This window comes from Methanobrevibacter sp. (genome assembly GCF_017940815.1).
Classification (GTDB): Archaea; Methanobacteriota; Methanobacteria; order Methanobacteriales; family Methanobacteriaceae; genus Methanocatella.
In genome coordinates this window covers 1-11,324 of sequence record NZ_JAGAXX010000043.1, presented here as the reverse complement: position 1 = coordinate 11,324, position 11,324 = coordinate 1, and the positions used below count along the sequence as shown (strand labels likewise).

Genomic DNA, 11,324 nt, shown 5'->3' with positions numbered 1-11,324 from the left:
TTTAAATTAATTTAATATAAATAATAGTCAAATTACATCTTTTCAATCAGTATTTGTAAAAATAAAGAATAAAATTAAATTATTACTTTTGCACTTCCAAGTAATAAATAATACTAAAAGTAATACAAAAAAATTACCTCAAAAAAATACTTGAATTATAAATAAAATGAAATAAAATATTAATTATTATGCAACTTGTAGCTGATGTTGGAGGAATACCTGGTAAAGATTGTAACGGATTTTGTAAATACTGTTACTTCAGAAAGGTTAAAGGAATCAAAACATTTGGATGTGCACAATGCCTGCCCAATAAGATAGGATGTGAAAGATGCAGCAAAGGCGTTGCAGAATCACAAGGAAACTTCAAGGCACCATTTGAAGTGATGAATGAAGTTCAAACCTCATTAATGATGAACATGGGCAGAGGCGGAGACGTGAGTGCATACATCAGCGGCGGCGGAGACATAAGCTGTTATCCTTACCTTGAAACATTAACCGAAGGACTAAACCAATTTTCAATATCCTCCGTATTAGGTTATACCTGCGGAAAAGGCATAACTGACTCAGACATAGCTACAAGATTGATAAACAATGGGGTCAATGAGGTCTCATTCACTATTTTTTCATCAGACCCTAAACTCAGAAAGGAATGGGTTAAAGATCCAAATCCTCAAGAAGCCCTAAACGCCTGCAAGATATTCTGTGAAAGCATTGACTTGACAGGAGCTTCAGTAATAATTCCCGGAGTTAATGATGGAGATGTTTTAAGGGACACCTGCAATTCCCTAGAGGAATGGGGTGCAAAAGGAATGCTACTTATGAGATTTGCAAACACATTCAACGAGGGACTGATTTTAGGAAACGAACCTATTATCAAGGGGATTGAATCCCAACCTGTGGAGGATTTTGCAGAGCTCGTAAAACAAATCAACTCAGAGTACAAGTTTAGAGTCAGCGGGACACCTCTATGCGACCCTGAAACAGGAGGACCATTTGCAATTGCAAAGGATGAAAATGAAATATTCCTTCAGTTCATCAAGCCAATTACCGGTGAGGCAACAATAATCACCTCAAAAATAGCCGCACCATTCATTTCAAAAATATTCGATAAGATAGATAATGAAAACAATGTTAATATCGTTGCAGTTGAAAAGGAAATTGCCTGCCTCATTACAAAGGAAGATTTGGAAAAACTCGATTTAAGCGAAATTAAGGATTCAGTTATAATTCCTGGAAGATCATTTGTCCACCAGCTTGATGCCGAAAGAATCTTGAGTGCAGACGGTGTTGAAAGAGTGGTCGGTCGTGGCCCTGACACATTAACCGTTGATGGTGAGCTAAGCATAGACATGACTGATGAAAATGTCATTGAAAGAGAATTAGAAGATTTTAATGATTTGGTCGATGCAATTAACTTCTTTGGAATGAGAAGAATAATTTAAAAAAAAGGAATTAGTTAGAATCCTCAACAAGAGAACTCTCACTATTGATTTTTACTAATATATAATCATACATTTTTGATTTTTTAATCTCAGCAATTTCGGATAATTTTTTGCCGTCAATAACCACATCAGCAATTACATCCGCATAGGCATCATAATCCAATTTTACACGAACACCATCTAATTGAGAAGTTACTGGAGTTGGAGATATTACATGTTCAATCTCATGTACTTGATTTTCAATTGCATTTTTAACAACAATAGATGGTACTAACGGTGCATCAAGAGCCATTTCACGTTTCTTATCATTCAATATTTGTTCTATGGTTTCAACTAACTTATCAAGAGCGCGTATGTCCGGACCTCTTCTAAGCCTTCTTGGAATTCTTCCAAGACCACCAACATAAGCGTCAGCTCCCGGAAGTTCATTAACATCAATTTCTGGAGCACCAGTAACAATAACAGGAATATCTATGTCATCATATAAAAATGATTTTTCCTTAATACAATTTTCAAAACTGCCTAAAGCAAAAACAGCAATGTCATGTTCTTCAATCAATGCTTTTTCTTCTTCAGTGATGCCTGAAGTTCCTTTACCATCTCCACGAGCAAGACCGATCATATTGTCTTTTGCACCGAACTCGCGTAAATACTCAGAAATGTCACATGCTGCATGAGGCAAGTGATGCCTTGCAAGAGTTGGAGAAATAATAGCTATTTCAGAACCTGCCATAGGAGCAACAGATAATTTTGCCAATAATTCTTTAGACTTCTCTTCAATCTTATCAACATCCTCCAAAGGCACTGCCATATTCAATACCAGTTCCATTTGTTGAATATTGTCTTGAAGAATGAATCCTCCCAAATCTTCAATCAATTCCCTTATTTCTTCACTTTTGTGAACTCCGCCAGTAAATGTTAATGTTTCATACATTATTAACAACTCTCAAAAATGCAATTATATAATATTAATAATTTTAATTCATATCTTATATTAAATTTTCTAAAATACCATATCTCAATTCCGCTTTTTCAAAGGGGTTTTTTGAGACGCTATTGTGTGAAGGTATCTCAACTAGATTTTCGGTCTCCTTGACTTTATCATTTAAATAATCTGGATAGATGACATAATCATAATCATCAGAAACTATGTTGAATCCCATATCCAAAATAAGATTCTTTAAAAATTCGGAGTATACCTTAACGTTGACATTGCGATTAAAATCGGCATTCAGATATTTTTTGCATAATTCATAATCATCAAAAAATTCCAATATCTCCTCGTCTGACAACTCGTTTCCAGCCAATGCTGAAACCTGTTTTATGCTTTCAAAAATCTGTGTGGAAGTGTTTATTTTAATCGACAATGAGTTCATATTGACCTTACTTTCAGAAAGCAGTATTGCTAAATCCCCATCTTTCTTGTCGGGAAATTTATTTACAACATAATCAGTAATTCCTGCCAATTTTACAATCTCTTCACACATTGGTGTTGTGACAATTTTCATAATAATAATATTATATAGATTATTTAATATACATTACTTTGTTAATTGTTGAAGGTTAGTAATAATTAATAATATATATTAATGATGAATTAACTTTATATAATTAGATTCAATAATATTTTAGATATATCAAACCTAACAAAAGAAGTGTTTTTTTAATGAAAAGAGAATGTTTAACTATAATTGGTACTGCTCATGTATCCGAAGAAAGTGTAAATGAAGTAAAAGATGCCATTTATGAGCAACACCCTGAAGTAGTGGCAATTGAGCTTGATAGAGGAAGATACATCAAGTTGAAAAAGCAAATGATGGGCATTGAGGAAGATGAGGAAATATCAGTTACCAGAATCATCAAGGAAAATAAAGTAGGATTGTTCTTCACCAGCACACTGCTCGGATATTTCCAATCAAAGATTGGTGCCGACCTTGATGTTGCACCAGGTTCAGAAATGATTGGTGCCATTGAGGCAAGTGAAGACTTAGGAATCCCAATTGCATTGATTGACCGGGAAATCAACATCACATTACAAAGGGCATTGAATAAAATGGGATTCATCGAAAAGATGAAATTCGCTTACGGACTTTTAGCCTCAGTCATAGGAATAGGTGATGATGAGGAAGATATTGATGTGGAAGACCTGAAAAATCCCGACAATCTAGATGAACTAATGGAAATGTTCAAAGATGAGGCTCCAAGCGTTCACGAAGTTCTTGTGCATGAAAGGGACGCATACCTTGCGGGAAAAATCATGAACATTCCACAGGACCATGTCATTGCAGTTGTTGGAGCGGGACACAAACCCGGAATAGAAAGATATCTAGACGATCCCGAAACATTGCCAAACTTGAGAGAATTGGAAGTCATAGATGAGAAAAAGGGAATCCCTTGGGTTAAAATATTCCTTGCAATGATTCCAATATTGTTTGTTGTGATATTTTTTCTGGCATTTTTTAGCGGGATAAACATAACCTGGAACATATACGAGTTCATTGTCATCAGCATGATAATGGGATTCGTCGGGTCCATCCTTTCAGGGTCAAAACTTGTTTCCGCAATAGTTGGAGGGATTGTGGCTCCATTAACCATTATCCACCCATTGCTTGCGGCAGGATGGTTTTCAGGTTTGACCGAAGCAAAATTCAGAAAGGTCAGACAAAGTGACATTAAAAACTTAAGCAAAATAGAAAGCTTTAAGGATTTGTGGCATAACAACATATTTAGAATATTATTAGTTGTTATTGGAACTAATCTTGGAGTCAGCATAGCTACTCTTGTAATATTGCCATCAAAAGTTTTCATACCATTATTCATGAAAATCTTTGGGGGATAATAGGGTAAAATTTTAAATAATATATTGATAATATTATAATTACTATTAATTTTAATGGAAAAATTATCATGTATCTTATATTTCGATGCGACTGCGGTCGTGCATTATATGCAAAGGAGGGTGTTGCAACACGCAAATGCGTATGTGGAAAAACTTTGAAAGTGAAATCAAGAAGGATTTTCCAAAAAGTTGAAACAAGAGAGGAAGCATCACTTGCAGTCCAGGAAATGCAAGATAAGATATACAAAAACACTGGTTTCATGAAGGCCAGTGATTTATAATAGTTTTAATGGTCTGTTAGAAATGATTGGAACGACATTCGAAATAATTATAATTTTAATTTTGATAATATTTACCGGATACTTGTCAATGGCAGAACTTGCTGTTGTATCCGTTAGAAAAGCTAAAATGCAGAAATACTTAGAGGAAGGCAATAAGAATGCTCAAATTGTCATGGATTTATTAGAAGATCCTAACGAATTTTTATCCACTGTTCAAATTGGAATTTCTCTTATAGGAGTATTAACAGGGGCATTCGGTGGAGTAACATTAGCTGAACCTCTTTCCAAATACATATCTTTTTTACCATATAGCGAACCTATCAGCGTTGCTGTGGTCGTTATCATAACAACCTACCTAACATTAGTTGTGGGAGAAATTGTTCCGAAGGTTATTGCATTAAATGACCCTGAAAGAGTTTCCCTTAAAGTTGCAAAAAGCATGGTGGTTCTTTCAACAATATGCAAACCGGTCAGTTTCATTCTTGCTAAATCCAGCAGTTTTCTATTATGGTTAATGAGAATAGAAAACAGAAATGATGATATCGTTACTGAAGAGGAAATCGAATTGATGATTAAGGAAGGGCGTGAAGACGGAACAATCGAGCAAGAGGAAGAAGACATTATCAAAAGAGTTTTCAAGCTCGATGACCAAAAAGTCGAAAGTATAATGACCCCTCGTAATGAAATCATATGGATTGACCTTGAAGATGACAGAGACATCAATAAAGTAAAAATCATTGAGAGTAAAAGATCAATTTTCCCAATTGCTAGTGGAGAACTTGATGACTTTATTGGAGTTGTACAAGCAAAGGACATCCTTTCAGTAATGTTCAGTGACGATGAATTTGATATTCATAAAATCGTTAAGGAGCCATTAGTGGTTTCAGAACACTTGGAAACATTGGAATTACTTAAGGAATTCAAGGAAAACCAAGGATATGTTCACATGTCCCTTGTTGTTGACGAATTTGGAAGTGTTGAAGGTTTGATTACCTTAAACGACTTGCTTGAAGGTATTGTTGGAGACATACCTGGAATTGATGAGGAAGATGAACCTCAAGCTATCCAAAGGGATGACGGAACCTGGTTGATTGATGGAAGATACCCAATTGACAGGTTTAAGGAACTGTTTGAATTCAAGGAATCACTTCCTGACGAGGAAGAGGATGGATATACCACCCTTGCAGGATTCATACTCAGTTTAAGCGGCACAATTCCTGACGAAGAGGACAAGTATGAATGTGGAAGATTCATCTTTGAAATCGTTGACATTGACGGGCATCAAATTGATAAGGTTCTTGTAACTGACTTAGGACCTCAAGAAGAAATAATAGAGGAATAGACAATGGACGCTGGAATAATAATTCAAGTTGTTTTATTGCTTGTAGGATTTGTATTTTTAATAAAAGGATCAGACTTTTTTGTAGATGGTGCAAGCAGCATCGCATCAATTCTAAAAGTTCCAACAATTATTGTTGGATTGACCATTGTTGCTCTTGGAACTAGCGCTCCAGAAGCCGCAGTATCAATTACATCCTCATTAACCGGCAGTAATGCAATGGCTGTAAGTAATGTGATAGGAAGTAATTTGTTTAACATATTGATGGTAATCGGTATTGCAGCATTGCTCAGCGAATTGTTAATGGAAAAGAGCGTTTTGGAAAAGGATTTGCCGTTCCTTGTTGGAATAACCCTATTATGGGCAATATTCATCTTCATCGGAGGGGACATTAACAATATTGAGGGAATAATCTTACTTATAATAATGGTTGCATACATCGTTTACCTTGTCATTAACGCAAGAAAAAGCAAAGAGGGATCTGATGTTGAAAAACCTAAATTCTCACTTCCAAAAAGTATTCTATTGATTGTCGTTGGGCTTGTAGGAATTATTCTTGGTGGAGATTTAGTTGTTGACAGCGCTTCAGCTATAGCAATCGCTTTCGGAATGAGTGAAACATTAGTTGGTTTAACCATTGTTGCAATAGGCACATCTTTACCTGAACTTGTAACCTCAATCACTGCTTTAAAGAAAGGAGAAAACCAGTTAGTTATAGGTAATGTAATTGGATCAAATATATTCAATATTCTATTCGTACTGGGAGCAAGTAGTGCAATAAGTGCAATTCCAGTTGCCTCAAACATGATAATAGATGTCGTATTCATGATAGTTGTTACCATAATCTGCTTCATATTCGGTAAAACTCAAGACAAATACGATAAAAAAGAAGGAATTATTTTAATTGCGTTATTCATCGCATATATGATTTTCGCAATTATGAGAAATTAAATCTTTTAGCTCACAAGCCTTACAAACATTTGATGAAGTAGGCTCACCACACACTTCACATTCGTTAAGGTTTGTGACAATATCATTTTCAAATGTTAAAATTTTCTGAAAAGACTCCATCACATTATTTTTTACGCCAGGATATTGATCTTCACTAACATTCAAGAATTCCTTGATTTTAGCTCTAAGTGATAGATGAGAATAAGGGCACTCATCAAGGTGGATGTCGATATCATTCAATACCGCCCACATTCCAACCTCTTTTTCAGGAGTGTTCCATAATGGCTTAATTCTTGGAACCAATTTTGGATGAATCACATCAAGTTCAGGGCCAAACTTGGAGAATTTAATTGTATCTCCTCTTGCAAAGCTCATCAAAAAAGATTGAATTTCATCATCTAAGTTATGACCTGTAGCAATTTTAACCGCTCCAAGTTCATATGCAGTCTTATTTAAAATGTTTCTTCTAAAAACTCCGCATGGAATGCAAGCGCTTTTAAAATCAGAATATATGTCATCCAGTGCAAAACCTTCATCCTCCTTAAAGGATTTTTGAACCAATTTCACACCCAATTCCTTTGCATTGTTGACGGCTGAATCGATACCATGCTGCCTATAACCTTCAATGCCCTCATCAACACTAATTGCAACAAGGTCAAAGTCTAAAAACTTTTGATAATTTTTTAAAGCATGCAATGTAAGCACACTATCTTTACCACCAGACAATGCTACCGCTATCAATTCGCCTTCCTTGATTAACTCATAATCAGAAATCAAATTATTGATTCTTGTAAAAATCTTTTCGTTAAATTCGTCTTTGTTTAATTTGACCATTACTAAATTAATTTATAGAAAGTTAAATAAATAATTTTACCAGGTGAAAGAAATGATAACATGTGATTTTGCAATATTGCCTGTTGGAACAGAAACTACCGAATGTAAAGACTATGTAACCGCAGCAGTCCAATCCATCAAGGATTCCGGTTTGAACTACCAATTGACTGGAATGGGAACCCAAATTGAAGCTGAAAACTTGACTGAATTATACGAAGCGATAGCCAATGCCCAAGAGGCCATTTTTGAACTTGGAATCGGAAGAGTGTACACAGTTATAAAAGTAGACGATAGAAGAGATTTGAAAAACAGAACTTTAGACGCTAAAGTTGACACTGTAAACGAAATGTTAAAATAAAAAAAAGAAAGAGGTTATTCTACCTCTTCAGAAGCAGTTTTAACTGCTTCAATTACTAAATCTAAATCTTCTTTTGTTAAAGAAGGATGAACTGGAAGGGAAATTACATTGTCTGCTGCAAGTTCAGCATTCGGACAATCTCCTTCAATTCCTAAAGACCTATAAATAGGTTGATTATATAATGGAATAGGGTAATGGATTCCTGTTCCAACACCACAATCGTTAATGATGTCTACCCAATCATCACGATCTCCTTTTTCAACCCTAATTGTGTATTGGTGATATACATGTTTTGAATCATATGCACAATATGGAGTGATTACTCCATCAACATCCTTCAATCCTTCATTTAAGTAATTTGCATTTTCGATTCTCTTATTGTTGAATTCATCAATTTTATCTAATTGTGCAAGACCAATTGCCGCTGAAATATCTGTCATTCTAAAGTTATATCCTATTGCATCGTGATGATATCTCACGCTAGCACCATGAGCCCTGAATATTCTTGCTTGCTCTGCTAAGTCCTCATCGTCAGTTGTGATTATTCCACCTTCTGAAGTGGTCATGTTTTTGGTTGGGTAAAAACTGAAACAAGCCATGTCACCCATGCTTCCTACCTTTTTGCCGTTGCAGGTTGCACCGTGTGCTTGAGCAGCGTCTTCAATGACAATTAAACCATATTTTTCTGCAATTTCATTGATTTTATCCATATTTGCAGATTGACCATACAATTGTACAGGAAGAATAGCTTTTGTATTTTCGGTAATCAAATCTTCAATTGAATTTGGATCCATAGTGTAAGTTTTTAAGTCAATGTCTGCAAAAACAGGTATTGCACCAGTGTATACGATTGCATTTCCACTTGCAATAAAAGTGAACGGAGTGGTTATGACCTCATCTCCTTCCCCAATGCCACATGCAAGAAGTGCAGTGTGCAGTGCTGCAGTTCCTGAGTTGACAGCAATACCATATTTTGCTCCAACCCATTCAGCGAACTTTTGCTCAAATTCTGCAACTTTAGGACCTTGAGCAATCATTCCTGATTTTAAGACTTCAACTACATTTTCTATTTCTTCTTCTCCAATTATTGGTTTTGCAATAGGAACTTTAATATCTGACACAATTATCACCAATATGTTAATTATTATAATAATATTTAAATCTAATAATATTTAAAACATTACATATTACTAAAAAAAGAATTAAAAGTGAGAATTAATGGATGAATATAAAATAAAACATGTTGAAGAAGGTTTAACTAAAATTGAATTTCCAGAATATGAAAAAGTATCATCAGATGCACCAGTATTCTACAATCCCCATATGGAGATGAATAGAGACTTATCTATCCTTGCAATCCAAGTATTTCAAAAAGAGCAGGACCGTGAAATAAACATTTGCGACCTGTTTGGAGGAAGTGGAATACGAGGAGTAAGATACAAAAATGAGATTGATGGCATCGGAGAAGTTTCAATAAATGACATTAGCGAAACCGCAAACCATTATGAAAGACACAACATTGAATTAAACAATCTAAGTGATGTTGAGGTATACCAACACGACGCAAGCATGTTTTTAAGAATGAAACGTGGAGAATTTGATGTTATCGATATTGATCCATTTGGAACACCTTCACCATTCCTCGATTCAGCGGGATATTGTGCCCGTAGAAACTCACTTTTATGCGTTACCGCAACTGACACATCAGCATTGTGCGGCACATACAAGGAACCTTGCATCCGTAAGTATAACTCAAAACCTTACAAGAGCGAATATTGCCATGAGAATGGAATAAGAATTTTGGCAGGTTTTGTGGCACTCACCCTATCAAAGTATGCAAAATACATTGAGGTAAAAATGTCCCATAGTACTGAACATTATATGAGATTATACCTAGAAATTAAAAAAGGTTCAAAAAGGACTGATGAATCATTAAAAAATATAGGTTACATCAGCCATTGCAAACACTGTTTGCACAGACAAATCAGCAATGGCCTAGCAAGCCCTATTGAAGACGTTTGTCCTGTATGCGGTGAAAAGTTGATTCATGCAGGCCCACTATGGACAGGCAGCATTCAGGATAAAGATTTTATCCAAAAAATGATTGATGAGACAAACTACAAAAAAATCAACACTGAAAAAGATGCTTTAAAATTATTAAATAGTTGTTTAACAGAAGCAGATGCCCCAGCTACTTTTTATGATGTCCACAGCATCTGCAAAAATCTAAAAGTAAGTGCTCCAAAACTCGATTTAATATTTAAGGAATTGATTGATGAGGGATTCTTTGCAGTCAAAACACATTACAACCCAATTGGCATAAAAACAGATGCCGGAATTGATGATATTAAGAAAATCTTGATAAAATTACAAGAAACTATAAATTAAGTAAAAAATATTAATCAAACAGTTAGAGTATACAATTAATTACATACTATTCATAACTTAATTGGATTTATCAAGATATAATTGAAAATGATATAAAAATGTAAAGCCTATTTTAATAAAATAAAGAATATTGAATAAAATTTTTTAAAAAAAATTAAAAGTTTATATATAATAAAGATAAATTAATAAATAATATTAAGTTAATTCAATATTAACAATATTAAATTTTAAAGGGAGATAACTATGGTAAAAACTAAAGACAATGTTGTAAAATTAGACGATACTGACATCAACATTCTTAAAATCATTAACGAAGATGTAAGAACATCATACAGACAAATTTCTCGTAGTTTAGATGTTTCCGTTGGTACTGTACACAACCGTATAGACAAAATGGTCAAATCTGGAGTAATTAAAAAGTTCTCACCAGTTATTGATCATGAAAAATTAGGTTTTGTTTTAACTACCATCATTGGTGTTAGAGTAAAAGGTGGAAAACTCAAAAATTGGGAAGAAAAAACTTTCTTTAACAAAAACGTAGTTGGAATCTATGACGTTACTGGAGAATACGATGCATTCTTAATCGCTAAATTCAGAAACACTAACGAATTGAACGCATTTATTAAAGAATTGTTAAAAGACCCAATTATAGAAAGAACATACACCCAAACTGTATTGGATGTTATCAAAGAAGACATGGGATCTTCCAACATTTTATAAATTTAGAAGTAGTGAAACTACTTCAAAATTCTTTTTTTAAGGGAAAAATTGAATATTGAATCTTCAATTTAAAACTCTTATTTTTTAATTTCAAGCAATAATGGGATTTTATTTTAAATTTAAAATCCACAAATTAATTTATTTTAGTTATTTTTATTTTTAATATTTGCTT

At 34.2% G+C, this 11,324-nt stretch carries 12 protein-coding genes; 8 read left to right on the top strand and 4 right to left on the bottom strand.

Going from position 1 to position 11,324, the window contains the following annotated elements:
- Window positions 1-188: 188 nt before the first annotated feature.
- Window positions 189-1,442 (top strand): methyl coenzyme M reductase-arginine methyltransferase Mmp10, encoded by a 1,254-nt coding sequence (mmp10, locus tag ILA26_RS05550; protein WP_292895097.1) that lies wholly within the window; start codon window positions 189-191, stop codon window positions 1,440-1,442.
- Between the two features lie 10 nt (window positions 1,443-1,452).
- On the opposite strand, the gene ILA26_RS05545 is transcribed toward mmp10, so the two are convergent.
- Both ILA26_RS05545 and ILA26_RS05540 read right to left on the bottom strand, forming a co-directional pair.
- Window positions 1,453-2,376 (bottom strand): methanogenesis marker 7 protein, encoded by a 924-nt coding sequence (locus ILA26_RS05545; protein WP_292895095.1) that lies wholly within the window; start codon window positions 2,374-2,376, stop codon window positions 1,453-1,455.
- Window positions 2,377-2,431: 55 nt separating this feature from the next.
- Window positions 2,432-2,950 carry a hypothetical protein gene (locus ILA26_RS05540; RefSeq protein ID WP_292895092.1) on the bottom strand — a complete coding sequence of 173 codons (519 nt, stop codon included), beginning with the start codon at window positions 2,948-2,950 and terminating at the stop codon, window positions 2,432-2,434.
- 158 nt (window positions 2,951-3,108) lie between these two features.
- Between ILA26_RS05540 and ILA26_RS05535 the strand changes: the two genes are divergently transcribed.
- The 4 genes from ILA26_RS05535 to ILA26_RS05520 all read left to right on the top strand — a co-directional run bounded on the left by ILA26_RS05535 (window position 3,109) and on the right by ILA26_RS05520 (window position 6,852).
- Complete coding sequence (locus ILA26_RS05535) at window positions 3,109-4,281, top strand: TraB/GumN family protein (protein ID WP_292895089.1); 1,173 nt, start codon at window positions 3,109-3,111, stop codon at window positions 4,279-4,281.
- 68 nt (window positions 4,282-4,349) lie between these two features.
- Window positions 4,350-4,562 (top strand): DUF1922 domain-containing protein, encoded by a 213-nt coding sequence (locus ILA26_RS05530; RefSeq protein ID WP_292895086.1) that lies wholly within the window; start codon window positions 4,350-4,352, stop codon window positions 4,560-4,562.
- 22 nt (window positions 4,563-4,584) lie between these two features.
- Window positions 4,585-5,904 (top strand): hemolysin family protein, encoded by a 1,320-nt coding sequence (locus ILA26_RS05525; protein WP_292895083.1) that lies wholly within the window; start codon window positions 4,585-4,587, stop codon window positions 5,902-5,904.
- Window positions 5,905-5,907: 3 nt separating this feature from the next.
- On the top strand, window positions 5,908-6,852 hold the full coding sequence (locus tag ILA26_RS05520) for a calcium/sodium antiporter (protein ID WP_292895080.1): 945 nt from the start codon (window positions 5,908-5,910) through the stop codon (window positions 6,850-6,852).
- On the opposite strand, the gene ILA26_RS05515 is transcribed toward ILA26_RS05520, so the two are convergent.
- Complete coding sequence (locus ILA26_RS05515; RefSeq protein ID WP_292895077.1) at window positions 6,811-7,686, bottom strand: TIGR00269 family protein; 876 nt, start codon at window positions 7,684-7,686, stop codon at window positions 6,811-6,813. The two genes, ILA26_RS05520 and ILA26_RS05515, sit on opposite strands and share 42 nt — an antisense overlap.
- Before the next feature lie 52 nt (window positions 7,687-7,738).
- Here ILA26_RS05515 and ILA26_RS05510 point away from each other — a divergent pair, with 52 nt between their 5' ends.
- Window positions 7,739-8,044 carry an MTH1187 family thiamine-binding protein gene (locus ILA26_RS05510; RefSeq protein ID WP_292895075.1) on the top strand — a complete coding sequence of 102 codons (306 nt, stop codon included), beginning with the start codon at window positions 7,739-7,741 and terminating at the stop codon, window positions 8,042-8,044.
- Window positions 8,045-8,058: 14 nt separating this feature from the next.
- Here ILA26_RS05510 and ILA26_RS05505 read toward each other — a convergent pair whose 3' ends face one another.
- Window positions 8,059-9,165, bottom strand: a complete 1,107-nt coding sequence (locus tag ILA26_RS05505; RefSeq protein ID WP_292895073.1) for a DegT/DnrJ/EryC1/StrS family aminotransferase — start codon at window positions 9,163-9,165, stop codon at window positions 8,059-8,061.
- A gap of 97 nt (window positions 9,166-9,262) precedes the next feature.
- On the opposite strand from ILA26_RS05505, the gene ILA26_RS05500 reads away from it, so the two are divergent.
- Both ILA26_RS05500 and ILA26_RS05495 read left to right on the top strand, forming a co-directional pair.
- Entirely contained in the window at window positions 9,263-10,432 is a 1,170-nt protein-coding gene (locus ILA26_RS05500; protein WP_292895071.1) for a tRNA (guanine(10)-N(2))-dimethyltransferase, read from the top strand.
- A gap of 243 nt (window positions 10,433-10,675) precedes the next feature.
- A complete protein-coding gene (locus ILA26_RS05495; protein ID WP_292807033.1) occupies window positions 10,676-11,152 on the top strand; it encodes an Lrp/AsnC family transcriptional regulator in 477 nt (158 codons plus the stop codon).
- Window positions 11,153-11,324: the final 172 nt, after the last annotated feature.

Bases quoted from the DNA above. Each gene is read 5' to 3' on its own strand.
- ILA26_RS05510 (WP_292895075.1), top strand. From the start codon at position 7,739: ATGATAACATGTGATTTTGCAATATTGCCTGTTGGAACAGAAACTACC.
- ILA26_RS05525 (WP_292895083.1), top strand. From the start codon at position 4,585: ATGATTGGAACGACATTCGAAATAATTATAATTTTAATTTTGATAATA.
- ILA26_RS05520 (WP_292895080.1), top strand. From the start codon at position 5,908: ATGGACGCTGGAATAATAATTCAAGTTGTTTTATTGCTTGTAGGATTT.
- mmp10 (WP_292895097.1), top strand. From the start codon at position 189: ATGCAACTTGTAGCTGATGTTGGAGGAATACCTGGTAAAGATTGTAAC.
- ILA26_RS05495 (WP_292807033.1), top strand. From the start codon at position 10,676: ATGGTAAAAACTAAAGACAATGTTGTAAAATTAGACGATACTGACATC.
- ILA26_RS05530 (WP_292895086.1), top strand. From the start codon at position 4,350: ATGTATCTTATATTTCGATGCGACTGCGGTCGTGCATTATATGCAAAG.
- ILA26_RS05500 (WP_292895071.1), top strand. From the start codon at position 9,263: ATGGATGAATATAAAATAAAACATGTTGAAGAAGGTTTAACTAAAATT.
- ILA26_RS05515 (WP_292895077.1), bottom strand. From the start codon at position 7,686: ATGGTCAAATTAAACAAAGACGAATTTAACGAAAAGATTTTTACAAGA.
- ILA26_RS05545 (WP_292895095.1), bottom strand. From the start codon at position 2,376: ATGTATGAAACATTAACATTTACTGGCGGAGTTCACAAAAGTGAAGAA.
- ILA26_RS05535 (WP_292895089.1), top strand. From the start codon at position 3,109: ATGAAAAGAGAATGTTTAACTATAATTGGTACTGCTCATGTATCCGAA.
- ILA26_RS05540 (WP_292895092.1), bottom strand. From the start codon at position 2,950: ATGAAAATTGTCACAACACCAATGTGTGAAGAGATTGTAAAATTGGCA.